Origin of the sequence: Qipengyuania aquimaris, from assembly GCF_009827445.1 — a bacterium.
Classification (GTDB): domain Bacteria; phylum Pseudomonadota; class Alphaproteobacteria; order Sphingomonadales; family Sphingomonadaceae; genus Qipengyuania; species Qipengyuania aquimaris.
Window position 1 is genome coordinate 1704420 of sequence record NZ_WTYI01000001.1, and the last position, 20927, is coordinate 1725346.

Genomic DNA, 20927 nt, shown 5'->3' on the forward strand with positions numbered 1-20927 from the left:
TCTTAGCGCGCCGGATAGCGCAGGCGACCGAGGAAGCGTGAGAGGCTGAAGCTTTCGCGATCGGGATTCAGCCATTTGGCCTTCACCTTTTCGAACTTCATCACGCCTTCGATCCGGCGATCAAGGAAGGCCTTGGTCTCGGCCTTGCCCTCGCTGTCGTCCTCTACGAACACCGCGAGTGTCGCGCCATAGAGCGATGCAAGGATCGCCCGCTTGGTATAGTGATTGTAATCGGTCGCCGCATCCCCTGCGAGGCGCCACATCAGGTCGGCGGTCTGCCAGCCGCGCTTGGCGGAAGCGGGCGCATTCTGTGGCATCGCCATGATCGCGAGCGCGCGGCGCAAGGCTTCTTCCTGTCCTTCGACAGCATCGAGGCGGAACTGGACAAGGCTGCGAATTCGCTCGCGAATCTTCATCTGCGCGACCTTCTCTTCCGGGAAGGCGGCTGCCATCACCATGTCGACCGCCTCGATCCAGGCAAAAACCATATCGATGGCACCGCCCTTGAAGGCGAGACGCGCGACATCGATGTCCGCGCCCATCTGGTCGGCAGCCATTTCCAGGGCCGCATCGCTCCAACCGTCGAAAATCGCGGCATCTGCGATGGCCGGAGCCAGCGCGAGCCTGAGCTCATCCAGCGTGAGATCGGCGATATCGGGCGTTTGCGTATCGTCCATCAGCTGGGCCCGTAGGTTTCGGGTTCGGCTTCGCGCGCGGTTTCGGCCTTCTCGATGGCAGCCATCACCTTTTCGTTTGAGGCGAGCAGCTTGGCATAATCGCGCGCGGTGCGGCCGCTGTTGTCGGTCCGGTCGAGATTGGCACCTGCCTCGATGAGGACCTCGATCATGCCGGTGTCGCGGCGATGGATCGCAGTCATCAGAGGGGTCTCGCCGGTCGAATTGGCGACATCGACGTTGGCCCCGCCCTTGATCAGGCGCGCAACGCCTTCGATGAAGCCCAATTGCACGGCAATCTGCAGCGGCGTGACGCCGTTGTTGTCGGCAATGTTCGGGTTGGCACCGCGCTGGAGAAGGAAGCGCACCCAGGTCAGGTCGCGCCGCTGGACCACCGCATGCATGGCGGTTTCGCCCGAGGTGATCTCGCGCGCGTTGACGATCGTACTGCCCGGCTGGTCGAGCAGGGCCGTAGCCTCGGTCCCGTCACGGTCGCGGACTGCCTTGATGAACTTGTACCCATCGGATTGTCCCTGCGCGGCAAGCGGCGTTGCCACCAGGCTTGCCATGCCGATGGTGAGGGTCAGGAAACGAGTGACCGGATTTACGCGCACCTTGTGGGAACTCCCGTGATTTTCCGTCTGAGAACAGTCTGCATGCCCTTGAATGCGGGCGCTTAGCAGACCATGAACCAACCTGTCATGCCCTACAAGTTTCCCGCCGTATTGGCCGCGCTCCTCCTGACCGCCTGCAACGCCCAGCCTGCTGAAGAACCGCCTCTGGCAGGCGCCGCTCTTGGCGGCGATTTCACGTTGACGGGAGAAAACAATTCACCGGTCAGCTGGAGCGACTTCGACGGCAAGTACCGGATCGTCTATTTCGGCTATGCCTTCTGCCCGGACGTATGCCCCACCGACGTGCAGCGCGCCATGGCGGGTCTCAAGCAATTCGAGGCGAGCGAGCCGGAACTCGGCGCTCAGATCCAGCCGCTGTTCGTGACCATCGATCCGGAACGCGATACGCCGCAGGTCATCGCGGAGTTCACCGACGCCTTCCACCCCCGGCTGATCGGGCTGACCGGTTCGCCCGAAGAGGTGAAGGCCGTGGCGGACAAGTTCGCCGTTTATTATGCGCGCGGCGCAGATAGCGAAGCAGGCGGCTACCTCATGGATCACTCCAATATCACCTACCTTTTTGGCCCTGCTGGCGACCCGATCGCCATGCTGCCGACCGACGAGGGGCCCGATTCTGTGGCCGCGGAACTGGCGAAATGGGTGCGTTGAGGGACCGTTTCTGGGAGCTTCCGCTGGCGAAGCTGAACCAGGAAGAATGGGAGGCGCTGTGCGATGGCTGCGGGCGCTGCTGCCTGCACAAGATCGAATATGAAGACACGGGCGAGATCGAGGAGACGAATGTCGCCTGCACCCTGCTCGACTGTTCGACGGCGCGCTGCAAGGACTACAAGAACCGCAAGGCCTTCGTGCCGGACTGCCTGCGCCTCACGCTCAAGCTGGTCGACAAGGTTCCCTGGCTGCCCGACACCTGCGCCTATCGCCGCCGCGCCGACGACCGCCCATTGCCAAGCTGGCATTACCTGATCTCGGGGGATCGCGAGGCCGTGGTTGCCGCAGGGGTTTCGGTCGCGGGCCGCGTAATCAGCGAGGACGAGGCTGGCCCGCTGGAACACCACATCGTCGAATGGGGTGACGACGAGGAGGAGCCCGCGTGATCGAATGGCTCCGGTCCGAAGCGCTTGAGCCGGCCATCGAACTTGGCGGCCGGAAAATCCCCATCGAACTGCGTCGTCATGCGCGTGCCAAACGGCTGACGCTGCGCCTTGCACCCGACGGCCAAGCCGTGCTCATCACCCTGCCGCGATGGTGCGCCAGCAAGGAGGCTATCGCCTTCGCCCATGCCCGAGCGGCGTGGCTGCAAGCCCAGCTCGACAAAATCCCCGAGGCCTTCGATCCGGTCGCCAGCCGCTTGCTGCCCTACAAGGGCGGCGAGATTGCCATCGACTGGCGTGAAGACGCACCGCGCAGGCCGAAGCTGGAAGCGGGCACGCTGCGCCTCGGCGGGCCGGAAGAAACGCTCGGCAAGCGTTTGCAGCGCTTTCTCGAAACCGAGGCAGAATCTCACTTCGTTGAGGACGCCGCCTTTTACTGCGCCCGCGCCGCACTGCCCGCCGCACCCGTCAGGCTCACGCGCGCCAAGCGCCGCTGGGGCAGCTGTTCGAGCGAGGGCGTGCTGCGTCTCAACTGGCGGCTCATCATGGCGCCCGATTTCGTCCGCCGCTCGGTCGTGGCGCACGAAGTCGCCCACCTTGTGCATTTCGACCATAGCGAGGCATTCCACGCCCTGCTGGACGAGCTTTACGAAGACGACATCGAGAGGGCCAATCGCTGGCTGTCTGCCAACGGGCGCAAACTCTATGCCTGCTTCACCTAGCGCCGGGCGCACAACCCTACTATCTGTATAGCATGCGCTATTTTCGCAGAGTGAACCCCGTCGGGGGCATTTCCGATTTCTGGAGCTATATCCGGCAACCGCAGCCCTATCGCTGGGCATTCCTGCTGGTATCGCTGCTCGCCTGTCTCGGCCTCATTTCCATCCTGACGCACGAACGGGTGTTCATGCCGCCGGAACAACCCGAGGTAGAATATATCCGCACCTTCGCAGCCGACCGGACGGATGAGGAAATTCGCCAGTCGAACCTCGAAAACCAGCGCCTGAAGGAAGAACGCCAGGCCGAGCTGGACCGGATCGAAGAAGAAAAACGCGACCTTTATCGCCGTGTCGGTGCAGCTACCGGCGTCGACACTGCTGCCGCAGAAGCAAAAGCCGAAGCGGAACGAGCCGCTGCCGAGCGGGCCGAGCGCGAGCGGCTGGAGCGGTTGTTCGGCGAAGAGGACCAAAACACGGGTGCAGCGGTTGCAGACCAGGGGGAGTGACATCCGCTGGCTGAACGCGGCAGCGCGTCTGGCCGCGCGCGGACGCCCGATGTCGCGCCCAAATCCGGCTGTCGGTTGCCTGATCGTAAAGGAGGGGACAGTCGTTGGTCGCGGGTGGACCCGCGCCGGCGGGCGCCCCCACGCCGAGGCTGCCGCGCTGGCCGAAGCCGGCGGTTTGGCAGCTGGCGCGACCGCTTACGTTACGCTTGAGCCGTGCGCCCATGTCTCGCCGCGCGGTCCGGCCTGTGCCGATCTGCTTCGCGAAGCGGGCGTTGCCCGCGTAGTAGTCGGCTCGCCCGACCCTGATCCACGCACGGCAGGAGAAGGTGTCGCAAGAATACGCGATGCCGGGATCGAAGTGGATATTCTCCCCACTCCCGAGGTCGCGGACAGCCTTTCTGGGTATCTGACCCGTGCTCGTCTTGCCCGCCCTTTCGTGACGCTCAAGCTCGCTGTCTCGCTGGACGGCCAGATTGCAGCCGCTTCGGGCGAGAGCCAGTGGATCACTGGCGAAGTCGCTCGCGCACACGTCCATTCCCGCAGAGCCATGCACGACGCCATTCTGGTCGGCGGGGGAACATGGCGCGCGGACCAGCCGAGACTTGATGTTCGCCTGGCTGGCCTTGCGCACCAGTCTCCACGCCGCGTTCTGTTATCGCGAGGCATCGCGCCGGACGGGGTAACCGTCATCAACACTCCTTCACAGATCGACCGACTTGAACAGGTCCAATATCTCTATGTCGAAGGCGGCGCCCAGACGGCGGGCAGCTTCCTTGCCGAAGATCTCGTCGACCGCATCGAGCTTTACCGCGCACCGATCCTGATCGGCGAAGGCCGCTCGGCCTTGGGAGACATCGGCCTAGAGAGCCTCGCGGATGCACACGGACGCTGGACTCTGACCGAACGCCGCCAGCTTGGCAGCGACAGCTTCGAGGCTTACAGCCGCTCGCGCCCAGAGGAGAATTGACCGCAATGTTTACCGGCATCGTCACGGCGATAGGCACCATCGAAAAGATCGAGAAGCGCCAGGACGCGCGCGTCACAGTCGCTTGTCCGTTCGATCCCGAAGCGATCGATATCGGCGCTTCGATCGCCTGCTCGGGCGTTTGCCTGACCGTGGTGGACCTTGCCGGCGAAGCTGGCGCGGCACGGATCGGCTTCGATGTTTCGGACGAAACCGTCCGCCGCACCGTCCCTCAGATGTGGCAGGAAGGCCGCGCGCTAAACCTGGAGCCTGCCCTGCGGCTTGGCGACGAGCTCGGCGGGCACCTGGTCACCGGTCATGTCGACACGGTCGGTGAGGTCGTGGCCGTAAAGGATGCCGGCGGTTCGACAATGCTGGCCATTCGCATATCGCGCGACTTCGCTCCGTTCGTGGCCGAGAAAGGCTCTATCACCGTCGATGGCGTCTCGTTGACGGTGAACGACGTGCGCGACCGCGAGGACGGCGCGTGCGACTTCGCGCTCAACATCATCCCGCATACCGGCGAGGTCACGACGCTGGGCGCTCTTCGCCAAGGGGACAGCGTCAATCTCGAGATCGACGTGCTCGCCCGTTATCTCATGCGGATGCAAAGCCTGAAGGGCTGAGAAACCCTCTCCCAATGCAAAACGGGGCGGCCCATCGGACCGCCCCGCTCGATAGACCCGGTGGAAGCCGGAGATGCATTACATTCCGTCGACGCTCTTGCTGACGAGAATGTTGACCGAAACGCGGCGGTTCTGCGCCTTGCCTTCGGGCGTGCTGTTGTCTGCCAGCGGATCCGAAGCGGCCATGCCGGTCGGGCTCAGCATACGCCAAGGCTGCCAGCCACATTCCTGCTGGAGGAAGTTGACCACGCGTCCGGCGCGCCGTTCGCTGAGTTCCTGGTTGATCTCGTAGCTGCCGGTCGAATCAGTGTATCCGACTACAAGCAGGAGAGCGTTGTCCATCGCGTTCGCTTCGTCGGCTGCAGCACACAGGTCCTGGCGGGCTTCTGCCGACAGGTTGTACTTGCCGGTGTCGAAGAAGACGTTCGTCGAACCCTTGATGTTGTACTTATCGATATCGCCCATGCGGCCGCGAAGCGATTCAGCAAGCGCAGCATTGGCATCGATATCTTCACGCTGTGCAGCGAACTGCTGCGAAGTGCCGTTGCGGATCATCGCTGCGGTTTCGAGATCGTCGTCCTTGAGTCGCACATCCGTCGCGATCAGGCCGCGATTACCCCACTGGACCGTCTTGACGGTGACCGGCAGGCCATTGAGCAGCGAGGCAGCGGTAAGCTCCTTGCTGCCGAGACCGAGAAAGCCACCCTTGGCGCGGATTTCGGTACCTTCGCTGATGACGATCAGCGTGTTCTGGCCGCCAAGCGTGGTAACCTGCATGCGGTTTCCGCTACGTGCCGAGATAAAGCCTTCGACTTCGGGGCCTTCGGGCATATCCGAAAGATCCCTGGGCACGGTGCCTTCGACGATCGTCAGAACTTCTGCTTCTTCGGCTTCGGCCTGGGCTTCGCCAACTGGGCGAAGTTCCTGGGCCGAAAGACTGGCCGACAGCGGCAGCGAGAGTGCGGCAAGCCAGACAAGCGTCTTCGGCTTCTTGGAAATGGTAGTCATTGCAATCCTCCTTCAAACTCTGACAGCCGACCCCGCGAATACGCCAGTTAGGTCCGTTCGCCCCCTGATGGCGCACCCGGCTATCATAAATCCATGCATTTGGCTGTAAGCGCCCGCGACCCGAATGCCGCACGTCGACGCTATGGATTTCGCCCCCTGTTCAGAGCCACCTTTCGCTCAGGTGAACGTTTTCTGCGACTCCTGCCAACTCGCAGGCGATCTGGGCGGAAGGTGCGGTGAACCGTTAAATTTCGTCAGAACGAAACACGTAAACGGCGCGGCAAGAATCGGCTCGATTGTACCGAATTCCGTTCAATCCGCGCCCGAAAGCGGCCCTTTGCAGAAACTGTCACGGGCGATTTCGTAGACCAGGTGGACGATCCGCTTGCCGTCGTAGCGGCCCAGTTCGTACCGGTCCGTGCGCACCGCACCGATTGCCTCCAGCGCATTGCGCGAACGGTAATTCGTGTCGCCAACGCGGAATTCGACGAGGGCGACATTTGCAAAAACGTGCCTCAGGAGCGCTGCTTTCATTTCCGAATTTAGGCCCTTCCCCCAGCACGGGCGCTCCAGATAGGTCCAGCCGATTTCGATCACGCCGCCTTCTTCGGGGTCATATTTGTCGAGGCGCGTGTGGCCGACGATGCGATCCTTGTCCCTGCGGATCACGGCAAGGCCGCCGCCGCTGGCGAGGCATTCGTCGAAGAAGGCCTCGAAGACCTCGCGCCTCCAGCGGTCGTGCACCGGATGCTGTTCCCAGACCATCGGATCGCTGGCGACTTCGAATAGCGCGCTGCGGTCCTCCTCCTGCAAGGGGCGGATCAGCAGGCGCTGGGTTTCGATGACCGGCTGGCGATCCATGCGGGGATCAGCCCTTCGTCACATCCGCAAGCGCCGCGATGAATTTTTCGGTATTGCCCGCATGGAGCCCGGCAACGTTAATCCGGCCAGACCCCGCCATGTAGATGGCGTGCTCTTCGCGAAGCTTCACGATCTGCTCCTTGGTCAGCGGGAGCATGGCGAACAGGCCGTTCTGGTCGGCGAGCGATGCAAGGCCGAGACCCGGCGCTTCAATATCCGCTTGGGCCATTCGCGCGCGGACACGGCGCATGCGCGAACGCATTTCGTCCAGTTCATCCTGCCAGACCTGCGTCATGTGCGCGTCTTCCAGAGCGATGCGCACGGCAGCGCCACCGTGATCGGGCGGCATGGACCAGTTGGCCCGGGCGAGCGCATTCGCATTGGAGGCGATCGCGGCGAGCTGATCCGGCTGCTTGGCCATCATGTAGAAAGCGCCCACCCGGTCGCGATAGAGACCAAAGTTCTTGTCGCAGCTGTAAGCGATCAGGGCCTCTGGTACGCGGTCGAGAACAGTGCGCACGCCAGCGACGTCCTCTTCCATGCCCTGCCCCAGCCCCTGGTAGGCGATGTCGAGAATGGGCAGCGCTCCGGAAGCCACGAACGCCTCGGCAATCTGGGCCCATTGCTCGGCCGTGTAGTCGATGCCGGTCGGGTTGTGGCAACACCCGTGGAGCAGCACCGCATCTCCCGCCCCTGCGGCATCGATGGTAGCCAGGACGGCGTCGAGATCGGCCGTGCCCTTGCCCGTCGAATGTCTGAAAGTGACTGTCTCTACACCTACATCATCGAGGATCTGGGCGTGGTTGGGCCAACTCGGGACGCCGAGATGGACGCGCTTCACCCCGGCTTTTGCAGCCAGGGCGACCGCAAGGCGAACTGCGCCGGTCCCGCCGGGTGTCTGCATCCCCTCGATACGCGCTGCGAGCGTTTCTTCGTCGCCGAAGATGTAAGGCATCAGCGCCTTGACGAAGCCGCTGTCGCCTTCCGGGCCTAGGTAGGACTTGCTGTCCTGCTCGTCGATCAGGCGTTGTTCCGCCAGCTTGATCGAACGGAAAACCGGCGTCGCGCCGTCATTCGTTCGATACACTCCGACGCCAAGGTCGATCTTGTCCTCGCGCTCGTCGGCGGCATACATCTTGATGAGTGCGAGGAGGGCGTCGGGCGGCTGGGCGTCTAGTCTGTCGAGCATGGGAAGCCCTTTCGCCCAACATGTCGAGGGCCGCAACCGAAATACGGTTGCGGCCCATCAAGAATGCCTATTTTTTCGTATAGCCAGCCGCTCAGAAGGGAAGCCAGCGCTGCTTCTTGGAAAAGCGGAGGTAGCCCGCGTTCACTCCGAGCCGCAGGCCTGCGCCCATCCGGATCGGGATCAGGACCACGTCGCCCTTCCGTACATAGCTCGCGTGCAGCCCGCCGATCACATAGGCTTGGCCTTCCGCTGCCGGGAAGCGTTCGTAAAGCTCTTCGGTATCGTAGAGATTGTAGACCAGCACGAAAGTGCTGCCTGCATTGGCACCGGCATCGAAACCGACGGACGGTCCCGTCCAGTAGACGGGCATCTCGCCTTCAACCTTGTGGAACAGCGTGCCCGAACCATAGCGCGCACCGACCACGAAAGCACCGCCAGCCTCGCGGCCGACGATATATCCGTTCGGTTCGCCCTGGTCGGCCAGCAGCTTGCGGATCATGTTGGCGACGCCTTCGGCACCCTTGCCGAATACGCCCTCCGCCGCGCCGATCAGGTCGTCTTCGCGATAGGTCGTCGCCGGATTGTCGACATTGGCACCTTCCACAGCGGCAGAAGCAGCCTCTTCGGCCTGCTGTTCGGACCAGACGGGCGGCGAACCGGCGGCTTCCTCCTCCTCGACACCATAGGCCGGGTCTTGCGGTGCTGCGGGTTCGTCAGCCGTCGCCTCGTAGGGCGAGGGTTCTCCCGGCGCTTCCTCAAGGTCGCCATCGATCGGCGCGTCATAGGCCGCATCAGGGTCGACGGTTTCGACCTGCGCCACGACAGGGGCGGCAATCAGTCCCAGTCCGGCTGCGAAACTCGCCAGGAGCATGCGTGCGGTATTCATCTCGAGATCCCTTCCTTTGCCTCGCCTGCATTCGAGCCGACAAGGCTGCGCCGATGAGGAGAATCGCTTTGGAGCAGGTGGGCAATGACAGGGCGATGAACCGAATCGATTTCGCGGCGAAGCGAGTCTTTCGCGCGTTGGAAAGAAGGCAGTGGATTCACCCTTGAAGGCATCCCAACCCCTAGCTATAGCGCGCCCCTCGCAGCCGAGGCTTGCGATGCGGAGACGTGGGTGAGTGGCTGAAACCAGCTCCCTGCTAAGGAGCCATACCTGGTAACGGGTATCGAGGGTTCGAATCCCTCCGTCTCCGCCACCTTTTACTGGAATGGACGGCCTTGCCTGGTGAAAGGTGTGCTGGGGCGAACGCTGTTCGCTCAATCATTAAAGGCTCATGCCGCTACAATGGTGTCGATTTCGAAGCAGCGCGCCAGAATCAGCAGTGCCGGTATAGTCCCGACCTAGAAGCTATAGCCCAGGCTGAGGCTGACAATCGGTCCCCCCAACGATCTCTCGCGATCCTCTATGCGGGCGATAGCTGCCCCATCGCGGCGGCCTGTATAGATTTTCCGCCTGAATTTCGATTTCTGGCCGAGGAATTCTGAGAGCTGCAATCGCGCGCGTAGTCCGAACACATCTTTGTGTTCGATGAAGACTGCGTTGGTGCCAGGCGTGAGTGCACCGCCAGGGACATTGCGGAATTCGATCAGGGTCGCCCGGAAGACCGGGCCGAGCTTTATGTCGCGAAATTCGAAACCGTAAGACCAGTCGGTTTGCGCGAGATCGTGCCTGAAACGTACGGCCAGCTCGCGCTTTCGCAAATTGCTGATGTCCCTTTCAAATCCCTCGATGGGATCGGAAACCGCCGACCATTGCCAGGTCCCGTCGAGATCGAGCTGCGCGCCAGTCAGCCCGAATTGCGTGCCGGTCAGGGTGAGGCCGGCATCGATACGGGTTTTCGATGCGCGCGGAATATTGCCGATTGCGTCACCGTTCGCTCCGAGAGGAATGCGGTCGACCAGATCGGAAATCCGCTCGTGAGCAATGGCCAGGTAAAAGGTATGGCCGTTCTCGAAAACACGATCGGTTCTGCCTGACACCACCCAGCTTTGCTGTGGAACCAGATCGAGGTTGTCCTGCGTTTCCACACCATCGATTAGCGAGACATTCGCCGCAAAGTCGCGGAAATTGATTTGGCCGACCTGCCGAGCAAGGCGGGCCGAGACGCTCCAGCCCAGCCCAGGTTTGAACGTGTAGGCGACAAAACCCTTGGGCCTGAAGAATGACCGCTTGAATTCGGAACGGCCGATTTCCGACAGCTCTCCCCCTATGGATGCCTGGATGCTGGAATTCTCGCCCAATTGCCGTTGATGTCCGAAGGTAAGCTCGCCGCGCAGTTCCTCGATCCTCGTTTCCGATGGGACACTGGTCAGGATCTTTCCTGGGTCATCCGTGCTGAAATCCAGCAGATCAGTCACCAGGTGGAGCGAATTGAATGCCCCTTCCGCAGCCAGTTGCCAGCTTGATTTGTCACGCCCGATCCATTGCTGCTCAAGGCGCACAACTCCTTCACTAGAGGTGCTGTCTTCTTCGAATGCGCGGTCAGCGATGGTGCCGCCAAGCGCATCGAAGAGCGTAAAGCGCGTTGCGGCATCGTTGCTGCGCCGCCTTGCCAGGACGATACCCTTGAACGTTCCTTCGAAAGCCGGGAACGAGTAGTCGGCATCAAACCGCAAATCGTCCGTGACGCCGCTGGTCTCGGCTATGCTCGAGCCCTCTCTTCCGAGCGGAGTGAGCGCCGCACTCTCGCTGGCCTGCCCCCTTTTAATATCGAGCCGATTCATCGAAGCCTTCGCGTTCAGGACATGTCCGTCTGAAAGCCTCCAGACGATGCCGCCAGACAGGTCTGGCTGCACGCCTCGAATCGTGAATGCTTCGTCTCGCGTTTCGTAGACTTCTCCAGCCTCGTTGCTGATCGTTTCCGGTCCTTCGAACAGAACACTCACCATATCGATATCAAGGGCCGCCGAATAATCCAGCGAGCCAGCGCTTCCTGAAACGCTCAGCGTGCCATTGCCGTAAGCAGGCCCCGTATTATGGCGGAAACTCGGTTCCCACTGAACTGTGCCGGCGAGTGATGCCCGCCGGGTCACGATATTCGCCACCAGCCCGTCGAAACCGGGAATACCGAGCGAGGCGCCATCGAGGATTTCGATCCTGACCACATTGCTTGCAGCGATCTGTGCGATCCTGGCCCTGGCCGTGCGCCCTTTTCCGGTGACCGGCTCGCCATTCACAAGAACATTGGTGCCGCCTTGGCCCAGTCCGCGCGCCTCGTCGGCGTCCTCCAGCGAGTAACCCGGCAGGCGCTCCAGCATTTCAAGAGCGGTCTGGGGCGCAAACTGATCGAAATAGGTTCGTTCGAACAAGCGCGGCTCAGCCTCCGAAGCCAAGGCAGGGCTGCCTGCAACGGCCATTGTTGCGCTCGCAATTAGATAGAGAACTCGTTTCGATGACATCCCACACTCCGTTTGAATGATGGGAGTTTTGGCGGAGCGCTTGTGCAACGTCGTGGATTGATATGCGCGTTAATTGGTGCAAATACGCACCGATGGAATGGAGCGACTATCAACTCGTCCTGACGGTAGCCCGTGAGAAATCAATCCGCGGCGCGGCACGGATGCTGGGCGTCAACCATGCAACGGTTTCACGAAGATTGGCGCAGCTGAATAATGGGCCAATGGGGCCTTTGCTTCACCGCTCGAACACTGGCTTCTGGCCGACCAATACGGGTCAGAGCGTGGTCGAGGCAGCGATGAAAATGGAACAGATCAGCGATGAGGCGGTGCGCAAGCAGCGGGCGTCCGAGCAATCGCTTTCAGGCCCTCTTTCCATTTCCGTGCCATCCCTGATGCTCCAGCATTTGCTGATTGGCGACCTGGCAAAGTTCGGCGAGCAACATCCCGAAATAGAGCTGACCGTCGATTCAACTGACAGGTTCGTGGATCTTGACCGGGCAGAGGCGGATATGGTGCTGCGCGGCTCGGACAGTCCGCCCGACCATTGGGTGGGCCGCCGTCTCTTTCCTTACTCGCTCTCGCTGTACGCTCATAAGGACTACCTCGCGAATACGAGCGCTGCGGATCTGCGCTGGATCGCTCCGCCGGACGGAGATGTGCGGTGGGCCTCTTGGCTCGAACAGTCACCTTTCCCCGATGCCGCCATCGGCATGAGGATCACAACCATTGCGGGCCGGTTCACGGCTCTCAAGGAAGGGCTCGGGATGGGCCGGGCGGCTTGCTTCATGGCTGACAGGGATCCCGATCTCGTGAGGCTTCCGGGTGCGCCGGTCATAGAGGCAGAAACCTTTTGGCTCCTTTGCCATCCTGATTTTGCAGGCACCTCGCGAGCGAAGGCCGCCCTCGCCTATTTCTCGAATGTCATGAACTCCTATCGCCCCTTGCTCCAAGGCGAGCAGCGCTAAGGCCTTGAAGCAAGAGGTATAGGTCCGGTGGTCAGAGAGACGGTCGAAGGAGGTAGAAGGACAGATCTGTTGTTCCGGATGCGCCCAGATGCTTGGCCGCTTCGTATGCATCAGACCGCAAGAGCCGGCTTGCCCCTTCAGCGTCGTTCCATTCGATAAAGGTCAGCTGATCCGGCGATTTCGCGTTCGACAGGGATTCAAGGTTCGGATCGAACAGCTTCAGGATGAATTTGCCGCCTTGCTTTGCCACTTCGTCTTCCAGGCGGGCGAGGTACTCCTGATAATCCGCTGCATTCTCCGGATCAGTATAGGCAATCGCTAGGGTGTAGAACTTGTCGCTCCGCAAGGTGAGCGAGAGGCCTTCCTCCTGGACATCGCGGTAATAGCGGATGTCGTTCCAGATCGAGCGCCGCAGCTCGCTGTATTCGGGCCACCGCGGATCGCTTTCGAAGCGGTCGAATGCTTCCTGGCTTGGCCAGCTGGTCAAAAGAAAGCCCTGCGGACTAAATGCCCCGAAGCTTAGGCCGTCGACCATGAGCGCCCCGTGGCGGGTAAAGCCATTTTCTACGGCTATCGGAATGGCAGAGGACTGGAAGTCGGCCCGCGCCCGCATGGCTTCGTCGGTGCGCATGTAGTCAAAGCCGATAACGGAAAACAGCGCGCCGGCGGGCAAGTCGATGGTAACGCTCTTGTACTCATCAGCTTTGACGGAAACCGCTTTTTCTGAGGGCTTCGCAGTCTCGTGCGCCTGCAGCGAAGTGCATCCCGCGATCAAGGCGATCGCTGCCGTTGTCGTAAACGCCTTAAACAAGGAAGTGGGGCTGTTCATCTCGGACTCCGTCTTAAAATCTGTCCGATGACTAACGCAGCTGAGCCCTGTCGTGGTGGATCGATTTAGCGAGCGCCTGGTTAGATTCTGCACCACCAGACGCTCATCGCATCGATAAGCAATTAGAGCGCTGGCAAAACTCCAGCCCAATGAAGTGTCGCTCCTTGGCATGTTCGCTGGGGACGGGTATCGAGTACCGATGGAAAGCATCCAATCCGAAGCTGCCCTCAATTTCTGCCAGGCCTGCGCAGTGCGCAATCGCGCGATTTGCGCGGACTTGGACAACGATGAAATTAGCATCCTCAATTCGATCGGCCGCCGTCGCCATCTCGAAGCGGGCGAACAATTGTTCTGGGAAGGCGACGAGGCGATCGTTGTCGCCAACGTTATCGAAGGATTGCTTAAGCTGTCGACCCAGACGAGCGACGGCAAAGAGCAGATCCTCGGACTCGCTTACCCCAGCGACTTCATGGGCAGGCCGTTCGGCAGCTCGACGCCCTATGGCGTCGAAGCACTGACGCCCGCACTGGTGTGTACCTTTCAGCGCGCGGATTTCGACCGTTTCGCGAGAGAGCATCCCAAGCTCGAACACAAACTTCTCGAACGCACCCTTTCGGAACTGGACCGAACCCGGCGCTGGATGCTCCTGCTCGGCCGGATGAACGCAGAACAGAAACTGGCCACCTTCCTGCTCGACATGTCCGAACGGCTCGCCCCGAAAGGCTGCGCGCCATTCGAACAGAGCGCGGACGCCTTCGAATTGCCTCTGTCGCGGCAACAGATCGCCGATGTCCTCGGCCTGACCATCGAAACCGTCAGTCGCCAGTTCACGAAATTCCGCAAGCAGGGCCTGATCGATCTCCCGTCACGCCGCGAAGCCGTCATCCAGCAACGCGAACGGCTGGAGGAACTGGCCCAATAGGCAGGGATTGCAGCTTTTTCCGAAGGCGGTGGTGCCGCTTACGTGACTCGAACACGTGACCCCATCATTACGAATGATGTGCTCTACCAACTGAGCTAAAGCGGCACATTCTCATCGAAGAGAAGTGGAGGCCCGAGCCGGAATCGAACCGGCGTGCAAGGATTTGCAGTCCTCTGCGTAACCACTCCGCCATCGGGCCTCGCCCGACCTCTCGGAACGGGAAGCGGCCCACTAGCGATTCTATGCAGCCTTTGCAATCGGCTTTGCGCGAACGGCCTTCCGTAACGTCAGTCTGGACGCAGGCGCGGCCAGCGGCAATGAAGCGTGCATGAGCATTGCCAGCCTGATCGACCCGATCACTCCCGATGGCGGTCACACCCGCTTCGACAACCTCGACCACTGGTTGCAGGGCCGCACGCTGTACGGCGGAGCCTCGGCGCTGATCGCTTACACGGCCGCGGTCCGTGCGTTTCCCGACCTGCCCCCCTTGCGCGCCGCACAGGTTGCCTTCGTCGCCCCGACTGCGCCCGAGGCTGAATTGCGCCGCGAGATCGTGCGCCAGGGCCGCAACGTTGCGCAGGTACGCAGCGAGATCTGGTGCGAGGGCAAGTGCACCCTTACCGCCTTCTGGCTCTTCGGCACATCGCGCGAGGCCAATGCGACCCACCCGGCCGCACCGGTCGCCGACTGGCCTGGACCACCCGAGGAAGCGGAGACCGCGATGAAGGGCAAGGGCCCCGCCTTCATCCAGCACAATTTCGAAATCCGCCGCGCGCAGGACATCCGCGGGCCCGGCGATCCAGTGGTGCGCCGCTGGGCGCGGCTGGAAGACCGCGAGGGCCTCGACCCGTTGAGCGAGCTTATCCTGCTTGGCGATGTCATGCCGCCCGGCGCCATGCGCGCAATGAAGCGCCAGGGCCCGATCAGTTCGATCAACTGGTCCTTCAACCTGCTGGAGCCTGCGCCGACGACGCGCGATGGCTGGTGGCTGTCCGAAAACGCCAGCCAGCACGCCGACGACGGCTATTCGTCGGAACGGCTGCGCCTGTGGAATGCGGACGGCAAGCAGGTGCTCGACGGAATGCAGAGCGTCGCCATCTTCGGGTGACGAAGGCGACACAGTGTCGCTTTCGGTTTTGCACCTCAAGACACTGAAAACAGGGCGATAACCGGATGCAGGACAGGGTGACACCTGCGCGGCCCGTTTTCACTCGCCTCATTCGGCGCCTGCCTCCCCATCCTCCTCATACCGCAACTCGAGTTCTGCATCGGCGTCCTCGAGCCAGTTTTCCGGGCCATGCTCTACCCGGTCGGCAAGCTCACGCACTTCGTCGGGTTCGTAGGCATAGGCGGGATGGTCGGCCCACTCCGGCCGGCGCACGAAGTGGGACCGCATGGCGAGCAGCCCCAGCGTCAGCCGCTCGTCGAAACGGCGCGACGTGCCGATCAGCTCGCCCTTGTGGTAATGCGGCACTTCCACGCCGTTCAGCGCACGGTCGAGCGCGGCTTCGGCAAGCACGTCGAAACGCTGGACGAAGGCGGCTTCCCACCCCTTGTCGAACGGCTGTCCGCGCAGGCGCGCCCGCAGTTTGTAGGCGGACTGGCGGCTCATCCCTACCGCTTGCGCAGCGGCAGTGACATTATGCGTCGCCGCCAGTTCGCGCAGGAACGCCGCCTGCCGCGCGGGCGTCCAGCCGTCGTGGCGCTGGGTCTCGATAACAGGGGAGGAAGGTCCGGGCTCGGCGAAGGCTTTGCCTGCCGGCACGAGCGATGCGATGGGCTGATGCTTGTTCATTCACCAGGATAAGGCAAATTCCGCGCGAGTAGGAAAGGAGCTAGGTTTCCGAGAGATTTTCATCGCTGCCGGTTGGAAAATCGATGTCCGCTATCGCAGCAATCTATAAAACACGGGAACGTCCGGGAATGGGTGGTTAGCTGCCGTTGTCCTTGCCCGATGAGAAACCCGCTAGAACGCCCAGCCGGGCTCGAAACACGTAAGCAAGGAAGAGAAGTCCACCCGCCCAGAACACGGCCCAAGCCACGCTCCCCCCGAGCAACACGTGATAGCCGAATATCACCACGACAAAGGGGGCAAGAAGTACAATCCCCAGTGGAGCTGTGCGATTGAAAAACAGAGCGGACCCGCCGATGATAAAGCACGCCAGCATCACAGGAACTACAAATCCTGTTTCTTCCAAAGCCCTTTGAAAATCGGCGCCGGGTCCGGGCTTCACATCGAAGGGGTTACCGCCCCCCGAAAGAAGTGAATAGCTGCCGTACAGGCCGACAAATGCAAAGAATGCTCCGTATGCAATCCTAAAGATTGATTTCGCCCAGCCACCGACGTGCATTGTGCCCCTCCTGCTATCGCGGAGCAAAACTAACGCGCGACACGAATGTCCGCAATCGGGTCGTTAGCAGAAACTCTGTTCCTGGCGCACAGCCAACTCGGTGAATGCGGCTTCAGATGGGTGGAAAGCGGTCAACCCTGTTCGTTTTGAATAGCTGCGGACTCAACTTCTCCGGCGATCATCACATGCAATGTCCGATCAAGAGTCAGAACCACCAAGTGCTTCCAATCATGTTCGTCTATAGCACCATTGCGCGAAATCTTTTCGGCGACCCAAGATGAGTTTCGCACCTCCAGGAATGGCCATGTGTAGGTGGGCAATTTTGGATTGGCGAGACGCGGGAGTGGCGAGTCGATCGTGAGAAGCCAATCGGAAAACTCTTCACAAACTTCATGAGCTTCAACCGCTCCAAACTCAATTAAGACGCTGGTTCGCTCCGCACCATATGCAAACATCGCTTCTACTTTGAGGCGGTCGCCATCGAATGAACCGCTCACGAAACTCAGCGGCAGCTGCGGTAGATCGGGAAGTGGCTCCCATTTCAGAACTTGATTTTGCGGCCCGGACATTCGCAGAATGTGCCAAGGACTCGGCACGTCCGCAATCGGGTCGAAAGCCGACTGTCTGCTCCTGGCACATCATTAGCTCGGTGGAAGCGTCACCAGATGGGGTGGAGAGCGGAAATTGCGCATTTTCCACTCAGTGTTATGTTCACCATCATGTTCGAACTGTTCCTTATAGCAACTGGCTCGCTGTTCTTGATCTTTCCCCAATGGAGGGACCGGCGATCGACAAGGCGACTTCAAGCACTAAAGGCAGGCGCTCCGGAGGCATTCTTCGAGGAGCGACGCGCACTTGAGGCATACCCAACTCGCGGCGGATGGAGCCGCATTATTGGGAGCGTGATCGTGGTCACTGCTGTCGCCAGCCTAATTTTGAATTACTCCAACTGAACGGCCGCAATCGGGTCGCTAGCTGCCCGTCCGCCCACCGCGGCGGAGGGACGGGCTTCGCCTGCGGGCTCAGTGATCGTCGAAGTGGACGATGCCGAGGTTTTTGCAGTCGAGGTCCGGGTTCCACTGCGCATACATCCCGCTCGGATTGCTTTCGTATAGCCAGATATGCAGGTCGTAGTGCGGCATGAAGCCATGGGCTTCGTCCTGCGGTGTTGCCGGATCGTCGGCCATGTAGTCGTATTCGCGGCCGCGGAATTTCGGCGCCTGCTTGGTTTCGGCATGCCATGCCTCGGCAAAAACCAGCAGTTCTATGCCGACCAGCTTTTCGCCGCCGTGGCCATCGGGTGCGTAGAGGAGGATGGGCGGAGGATTGACGCCGGTGTAGGTGCCGGTGCCGTTCACGCGCCCGTCCACGGGCGGGGTCAGGCCGAGAAGGTCCGGGCGGACATAGTGGAAGCCCATCGCGCCCAGCGTCGGGTGAACTTCGCAGGCAGAGGTTTTGATATACCCCTGGTCCATGGCGTATTCGACGCTTTTGTAGGGTTCGAGCTGCCGAGCCAGTTGCTGGAGAGACTGGTCGGGCTGGTCGCGCGGCACTTCGGCAAGAGCGTTTGTCGCAAGGGCGACGGACATCAGGGCGCATAGCTTGAGTGATTTGGTCATTTCGATCTTCCCATTTGTGGTCAGGTTGCGCGCCCGTTCTTCTTTGGTCTTGTTCTCCGATTCGCGATGATGCGACTGGCAGCTTCGGCGTTTATCCGGCCGATCGCACCTGCCAGTTCTCGTGGACGATCTCCCGCGATATGAGGCCGTCGCGCATGTGGAACACGTGGACGAGCCGCAGCGCGACCGGGCTGCCGATGGGGACCGGCGCCCCGTCCATCCCTTCGCCTGCAAGCGTGCAGTGGACGAGCATGTCGTCGACCACGCGATCTTCGGTGGCGAACCGTTCGAAGGGGATCAGTTCGACGTCCTCGATGGCTTCGAACATGCGGCGATAATTCGCCTCGATCGCAGCCTTGCCTTCGAAGCGCAGCCCGCGCGTGGGAAATTCCTGGACGATGTCGTCGGTATAGAGCGACAGGATCGCCGCCGGGTCGCGCGCCTCGTTCTCGATATGCGCTGCCACCGTCGCCAGGTTCTGTTCGATCGTCGCCATGCCCTGTCCCCAGTTTGTTGCCGGAGATAATAGACAGAATGTCTGTCTAATGGCAAGTGTGACATATGAGTGATGTTTTGAAACCCCGCATTGGTCGCCTGCTCAGCCAGTCATATGGCCTCTGGCAAAGGCTGACTTATGCCGATCTCGCGGACCGGGGATTTCCGGAAGTCAGGCCCTCGCACTCGCCGGTTTTCCGTCATATCGATGAAGGGGGCACGCGGATCGTAGACCTCGCCGAGCGTGCCCGGATTACCAAGCAGAGCATGACCTATCTAGTCCGCCAGCTCGAGCATAAGGGCCTGGCGGAAATCCGCGAGGATCCGGCAGACGGGCGGGCGCGATTGGTCGCTCTCACCGATCGGGGGCAGGCTGCGTCACAGGCACTGGTAGAATCGAGCCTCGCTCTCGAAACCCGGTTCGCCAGCGAGTTCGGAAACGCAAAGCTGGAAAGCCTGCGCATATTGCTGGCAGACCTGCATTGCTGGAATTTCGGCGAAGAGGGCTAACCCGGGTCGCTGAACAGCAATGGGTGGGCCAGCCTCACCCCTTACACGTCGGTAAACTTTGCGGGCCGTTTCTGCATTCCCGCCATCACCGCCTCGGCCTGGTTCGGCTTGCGCATGATGGCGGCCTGTTCGACGCTTTCTTCCATCAGGATGTCGTCGCCCGATTTTTCCAGCATTGCCTCGGACAGGCGCTTGGCGCCGCGGATGGCCTCGGGATTGCGATTGGCGATTTCGTTGGCGATGTCGTTGGCCTTGCCGAGCGGATCTTCGCTGACGAAGGTGGCGAGGCCGTATCCTTGCGCCTCCTCGCCGGTGAATTCGCGGTTGGTGTAGACCAGTTCGCGCAACACGTCGTCGCGCACGAGGCCGCGCCACAGGTGATAGCCGCCCATGTCGGGCACAAGACCCCATTTCATTTCCATGATCGCCATGCGGCTGGCGGGGTGGACAACGCGGATGTCCGCTCCGCTTGCGATCTGCATGCCGCCGCCAAAGCATACGCCGTGCACGGCCGCGATTACCGGCACCGGGCACTTGCGCCAGGTCATGGCCACTTCCTGGAAGGTGTTCGCATTGCCATGCGTGCGCTCGGTCAGGGGCTTGCGTTCCCCATCGGGCGCAGCGGTGAAGCTCGACACGTCGAGACCGGCGCAAAAGCTGCGGCCTTCGCCTGCCAGAACGACAGCGCGCAGGCCCTTCATCGTGCGCAATTCCTCGCCCGCGGCGATGATCGCTTCGAACATCGCCGGGTCCAGCGCATTCATCTTGTCCGGACGGTTCAGGCGGACCTGGGCAACGCCGTTATCGGCGAGTTCAATCGTTACGCGTTCGCTGGACATGACACTCCGCAAGGTTTGGCTGATTGGAGCGGCGACCTTGCGACATGGTGGTTGCGCTGTCCAGCATGGACCTGCGCTCGCGGGCGAAAGCGGGAAAGGTGGAGCGCGCTTCCGTGCAGATGAAATACCCGCCGTCGGGATGCGTCTGGACCAGCCAGCCTAGGCCCGAGACGGCCAGCTTGGCCCTGAGGCGCGACACGTGCACCTCAAGCGAGTTGGTCTCGGGTTCGTGGCGCAGGCGCCAGACGTCCTTCAGCAAGGCCGGCTTGTCGACCCTTTGCCCCGGATCCGCGGCCAGCCGCCACATCAGCGCGAATTCGCGCGGGTGCAGCCCGATCCAGCGGCCGTCCACATAGGCATCGCGATAGAACAGGTCGAGCCGGACGGGGCCGATGATCCGGTATTGCGGGATCATCTCTCCCAGCCCTTCGAGCTTGAGCATGCGCGCGCCAAGTTCGACCATCGCGACCTGGCTCGACAGGGCGTCTGCGAAACCTTGCTCGAGGAGACCCGCGCGGGTGTCGGCATCGTCAGCCCCGACGATGACGGCGCATTTCCTGTCCGCGACGAATTTCCAGTCGGGACACCGTCCTCCGATTCGCCAGTCGAGCAGGCGCAGGTCCCACCTACCGGGCGGACAGGTCGACATGGACAGCCAGGTGAAATTGAGTTGCGACACGGCCTGTCTCCTAAGGCCTCCCGTCGACTTACCCAATATGAAA

Annotated in this window: 25 protein-coding genes and 3 tRNA genes; 11 read left to right on the top strand and 17 right to left on the bottom strand. The window is 61.5% G+C overall.

All coding sequences use genetic code 11. The annotated features are described in order from the left end of the window. Window positions 1–2 precede the first annotated feature (2 nt). Together GRI34_RS08265 and GRI34_RS08270 are read right to left on the bottom strand one after the other, a co-directional pair. Entirely contained in the window at window positions 3–677 is a 675-nt protein-coding gene (locus GRI34_RS08265; RefSeq protein ID WP_160595513.1) for a COQ9 family protein, read from the bottom strand. After that, window positions 677–1288: an ankyrin repeat domain-containing protein gene (locus tag GRI34_RS08270; protein ID WP_325065203.1), complete on the bottom strand. Its 612-nt coding sequence runs from the start codon at window positions 1286–1288 to the stop codon at window positions 677–679. The genes GRI34_RS08265 and GRI34_RS08270 overlap by 1 nt, the downstream gene beginning before the upstream one ends. A gap of 72 nt (window positions 1289–1360) precedes the next feature. Between GRI34_RS08270 and GRI34_RS08275 the strand changes: the two genes are divergently transcribed. Genes GRI34_RS08275 through GRI34_RS08300 form a run of 6 tightly spaced genes read left to right on the top strand, consistent with a single transcriptional unit; the run spans window position 1361 to window position 5215 of the window. After that, the gene (locus tag GRI34_RS08275; protein WP_160595514.1) at window positions 1361–1957 is read left to right on the top strand and encodes an SCO family protein; all 597 of its coding nucleotides are present in this window, start codon (window positions 1361–1363) and stop codon (window positions 1955–1957) included. Continuing rightward, entirely contained in the window at window positions 1945–2403 is a 459-nt protein-coding gene (locus GRI34_RS08280) for a YcgN family cysteine cluster protein (protein ID WP_160595515.1), read from the top strand. Before GRI34_RS08275 ends, GRI34_RS08280 begins: the two co-directional genes overlap by 13 nt. After that, entirely contained in the window at window positions 2400–3122 is a 723-nt protein-coding gene (locus tag GRI34_RS08285) for a M48 family metallopeptidase (RefSeq protein WP_160595516.1), read from the top strand. The genes GRI34_RS08280 and GRI34_RS08285 overlap by 4 nt, the downstream gene beginning before the upstream one ends. Window positions 3123–3154: 32 nt before the next feature. Beyond that, on the top strand, window positions 3155–3625 hold the full coding sequence (locus GRI34_RS08290; RefSeq protein ID WP_160595517.1) for a hypothetical protein: 471 nt from the start codon (window positions 3155–3157) through the stop codon (window positions 3623–3625). Window positions 3626–3635: 10 nt separating this feature from the next. Beyond that, a complete protein-coding gene (ribD, locus tag GRI34_RS08295; protein ID WP_160596456.1) occupies window positions 3636–4592 on the top strand; it encodes a bifunctional diaminohydroxyphosphoribosylaminopyrimidine deaminase/5-amino-6-(5-phosphoribosylamino)uracil reductase RibD in 957 nt (318 codons plus the stop codon). A 5-nt stretch (window positions 4593–4597) separates the two neighbouring features. Continuing rightward, window positions 4598–5215 (top strand): riboflavin synthase, encoded by a 618-nt coding sequence (locus GRI34_RS08300; protein ID WP_160595518.1) that lies wholly within the window; start codon window positions 4598–4600, stop codon window positions 5213–5215. Between the two features lie 78 nt (window positions 5216–5293). On the opposite strand, the gene GRI34_RS08305 is transcribed toward GRI34_RS08300, so the two are convergent. The 4 genes from GRI34_RS08305 to GRI34_RS08320 form a co-directional block, all read right to left on the bottom strand. After that, window positions 5294–6223, bottom strand: coding sequence for an OmpA family protein (locus tag GRI34_RS08305; RefSeq protein WP_160595519.1), 930 nt, complete (start codon window positions 6221–6223; stop codon window positions 5294–5296). A gap of 312 nt (window positions 6224–6535) precedes the next feature. Next, window positions 6536–7084 (bottom strand): GNAT family N-acetyltransferase, encoded by a 549-nt coding sequence (locus tag GRI34_RS08310; RefSeq protein ID WP_160595520.1) that lies wholly within the window; start codon window positions 7082–7084, stop codon window positions 6536–6538. Between the two features lie 7 nt (window positions 7085–7091). Further along, a complete protein-coding gene (locus GRI34_RS08315) occupies window positions 7092–8273 on the bottom strand; it encodes an amino acid aminotransferase (protein ID WP_160595521.1) in 1182 nt (393 codons plus the stop codon). Window positions 8274–8364: 91 nt separating this feature from the next. Continuing rightward, complete coding sequence (locus tag GRI34_RS08320; RefSeq protein WP_160595522.1) at window positions 8365–9159, bottom strand: DUF1134 domain-containing protein; 795 nt, start codon at window positions 9157–9159, stop codon at window positions 8365–8367. A gap of 221 nt (window positions 9160–9380) precedes the next feature. On the opposite strand from GRI34_RS08320, the gene GRI34_RS08325 reads away from it, so the two are divergent. After that, window positions 9381–9472 (top strand) — tRNA-Ser (locus GRI34_RS08325). Between the two features lie 145 nt (window positions 9473–9617). Here the strand turns inward: GRI34_RS08325 and GRI34_RS08330 are convergent. After that, the gene (locus GRI34_RS08330; RefSeq protein WP_160595523.1) at window positions 9618–11633 is read right to left on the bottom strand and encodes a TonB-dependent receptor; all 2016 of its coding nucleotides are present in this window, start codon (window positions 11631–11633) and stop codon (window positions 9618–9620) included. Between the two features lie 134 nt (window positions 11634–11767). Here GRI34_RS08330 and GRI34_RS08335 point away from each other — a divergent pair, with 134 nt between their 5' ends. Beyond that, window positions 11768–12640, top strand: coding sequence for a LysR family transcriptional regulator (locus GRI34_RS08335; protein ID WP_160595524.1), 873 nt, complete (start codon window positions 11768–11770; stop codon window positions 12638–12640). A gap of 31 nt (window positions 12641–12671) precedes the next feature. On the opposite strand, the gene GRI34_RS08340 is transcribed toward GRI34_RS08335, so the two are convergent. Beyond that, entirely contained in the window at window positions 12672–13640 is a 969-nt protein-coding gene (locus GRI34_RS08340) for a DUF1330 domain-containing protein (RefSeq protein WP_160595525.1), read from the bottom strand. Window positions 13641–13668: 28 nt separating this feature from the next. Between GRI34_RS08340 and GRI34_RS08345 the strand changes: the two genes are divergently transcribed. Then, the gene (locus GRI34_RS08345) at window positions 13669–14391 is read left to right on the top strand and encodes a Crp/Fnr family transcriptional regulator (protein WP_234028182.1); all 723 of its coding nucleotides are present in this window, start codon (window positions 13669–13671) and stop codon (window positions 14389–14391) included. A gap of 29 nt (window positions 14392–14420) precedes the next feature. Here GRI34_RS08345 and GRI34_RS08350 read toward each other — a convergent pair. Further along, a tRNA-Thr gene (locus GRI34_RS08350) sits at window positions 14421–14496 on the bottom strand. A gap of 20 nt (window positions 14497–14516) precedes the next feature. Then, window positions 14517–14590, bottom strand: a tRNA-Cys gene (locus tag GRI34_RS08355). Between the two features lie 129 nt (window positions 14591–14719). On the opposite strand from GRI34_RS08355, the gene GRI34_RS08360 reads away from it, so the two are divergent. Further along, on the top strand, window positions 14720–15499 hold the full coding sequence (locus GRI34_RS08360) for an acyl-CoA thioesterase (RefSeq protein ID WP_160595527.1): 780 nt from the start codon (window positions 14720–14722) through the stop codon (window positions 15497–15499). 108 nt (window positions 15500–15607) lie between these two features. Here GRI34_RS08360 and GRI34_RS08365 read toward each other — a convergent pair whose 3' ends face one another. From GRI34_RS08365 to GRI34_RS08385, 5 genes are all read right to left on the bottom strand, one after another. Further along, window positions 15608–16186, bottom strand: a complete 579-nt coding sequence (locus tag GRI34_RS08365) for a hypothetical protein (protein ID WP_160595528.1) — start codon at window positions 16184–16186, stop codon at window positions 15608–15610. A gap of 136 nt (window positions 16187–16322) precedes the next feature. After that, window positions 16323–16742: a hypothetical protein gene (locus GRI34_RS08370; RefSeq protein ID WP_160595529.1), complete on the bottom strand. Its 420-nt coding sequence runs from the start codon at window positions 16740–16742 to the stop codon at window positions 16323–16325. Between the two features lie 131 nt (window positions 16743–16873). Next, the gene (locus GRI34_RS08375) at window positions 16874–17311 is read right to left on the bottom strand and encodes a hypothetical protein (protein WP_160595530.1); all 438 of its coding nucleotides are present in this window, start codon (window positions 17309–17311) and stop codon (window positions 16874–16876) included. A 453-nt stretch (window positions 17312–17764) separates the two neighbouring features. Then, complete coding sequence (locus tag GRI34_RS08380) at window positions 17765–18361, bottom strand: hypothetical protein (protein ID WP_160595531.1); 597 nt, start codon at window positions 18359–18361, stop codon at window positions 17765–17767. 91 nt (window positions 18362–18452) lie between these two features. Continuing rightward, window positions 18453–18857, bottom strand: coding sequence for a nuclear transport factor 2 family protein (locus tag GRI34_RS08385; protein ID WP_160595532.1), 405 nt, complete (start codon window positions 18855–18857; stop codon window positions 18453–18455). 65 nt (window positions 18858–18922) lie between these two features. Here GRI34_RS08385 and GRI34_RS08390 point away from each other — a divergent pair, with 65 nt between their 5' ends. After that, window positions 18923–19366 (top strand): MarR family winged helix-turn-helix transcriptional regulator, encoded by a 444-nt coding sequence (locus GRI34_RS08390; RefSeq protein WP_160595533.1) that lies wholly within the window; start codon window positions 18923–18925, stop codon window positions 19364–19366. Between the two features lie 41 nt (window positions 19367–19407). On the opposite strand, the gene GRI34_RS08395 is transcribed toward GRI34_RS08390, so the two are convergent. Together GRI34_RS08395 and GRI34_RS13430 are read right to left on the bottom strand one after the other, a co-directional pair. Next, entirely contained in the window at window positions 19408–20205 is a 798-nt protein-coding gene (locus tag GRI34_RS08395) for a crotonase/enoyl-CoA hydratase family protein (RefSeq protein ID WP_160595534.1), read from the bottom strand. Beyond that, window positions 20180–20884: a winged helix-turn-helix domain-containing protein gene (locus tag GRI34_RS13430; RefSeq protein ID WP_325065204.1), complete on the bottom strand. Its 705-nt coding sequence runs from the start codon at window positions 20882–20884 to the stop codon at window positions 20180–20182. Before GRI34_RS13430 ends, GRI34_RS08395 begins: the two co-directional genes overlap by 26 nt. Between the last annotated feature and the right edge of the window lie 43 nt (window positions 20885–20927).

Coding starts and splice junctions, on each gene's coding strand:
- GRI34_RS08265 (WP_160595513.1), bottom strand. CDS start 677: ATGGACGATACGCAAACGCCCGATATCGCCGATCTCACGCTGGATGAG.
- GRI34_RS08275 (WP_160595514.1), top strand. CDS start 1,361: ATGAACCAACCTGTCATGCCCTACAAGTTTCCCGCCGTATTGGCCGCG.
- GRI34_RS08280 (WP_160595515.1), top strand. CDS start 1,945: ATGGGTGCGTTGAGGGACCGTTTCTGGGAGCTTCCGCTGGCGAAGCTG.
- GRI34_RS08290 (WP_160595517.1), top strand. CDS start 3,155: ATGCGCTATTTTCGCAGAGTGAACCCCGTCGGGGGCATTTCCGATTTC.
- GRI34_RS08300 (WP_160595518.1), top strand. CDS start 4,598: ATGTTTACCGGCATCGTCACGGCGATAGGCACCATCGAAAAGATCGAG.
- GRI34_RS08305 (WP_160595519.1), bottom strand. CDS start 6,223: ATGACTACCATTTCCAAGAAGCCGAAGACGCTTGTCTGGCTTGCCGCA.
- GRI34_RS08310 (WP_160595520.1), bottom strand. CDS start 7,084: ATGGATCGCCAGCCGGTCATCGAAACCCAGCGCCTGCTGATCCGCCCC.
- GRI34_RS08315 (WP_160595521.1), bottom strand. CDS start 8,273: ATGCTCGACAGACTAGACGCCCAGCCGCCCGACGCCCTCCTCGCACTC.
- GRI34_RS08320 (WP_160595522.1), bottom strand. CDS start 9,159: ATGAATACCGCACGCATGCTCCTGGCGAGTTTCGCAGCCGGACTGGGA.
- GRI34_RS08330 (WP_160595523.1), bottom strand. CDS start 11,633: ATGGCCGTTGCAGGCAGCCCTGCCTTGGCTTCGGAGGCTGAGCCGCGC.
- GRI34_RS08335 (WP_160595524.1), top strand. CDS start 11,768: ATGGAATGGAGCGACTATCAACTCGTCCTGACGGTAGCCCGTGAGAAA.
- GRI34_RS08340 (WP_160595525.1), bottom strand. CDS start 13,640: ATGCCAAGGAGCGACACTTCATTGGGCTGGAGTTTTGCCAGCGCTCTA.
- GRI34_RS08345 (WP_234028182.1), top strand. CDS start 13,669: ATGGAAAGCATCCAATCCGAAGCTGCCCTCAATTTCTGCCAGGCCTGC.
- GRI34_RS08360 (WP_160595527.1), top strand. CDS start 14,720: ATGAGCATTGCCAGCCTGATCGACCCGATCACTCCCGATGGCGGTCAC.
- GRI34_RS08365 (WP_160595528.1), bottom strand. CDS start 16,186: ATGAACAAGCATCAGCCCATCGCATCGCTCGTGCCGGCAGGCAAAGCC.
- GRI34_RS08370 (WP_160595529.1), bottom strand. CDS start 16,742: ATGCACGTCGGTGGCTGGGCGAAATCAATCTTTAGGATTGCATACGGA.
- GRI34_RS08375 (WP_160595530.1), bottom strand. CDS start 17,311: ATGTCCGGGCCGCAAAATCAAGTTCTGAAATGGGAGCCACTTCCCGAT.
- GRI34_RS08380 (WP_160595531.1), bottom strand. CDS start 18,361: ATGACCAAATCACTCAAGCTATGCGCCCTGATGTCCGTCGCCCTTGCG.
- GRI34_RS08385 (WP_160595532.1), bottom strand. CDS start 18,857: ATGGCGACGATCGAACAGAACCTGGCGACGGTGGCAGCGCATATCGAG.
- GRI34_RS08390 (WP_160595533.1), top strand. CDS start 18,923: ATGAGTGATGTTTTGAAACCCCGCATTGGTCGCCTGCTCAGCCAGTCA.
- GRI34_RS08395 (WP_160595534.1), bottom strand. CDS start 20,205: ATGTCCAGCGAACGCGTAACGATTGAACTCGCCGATAACGGCGTTGCC.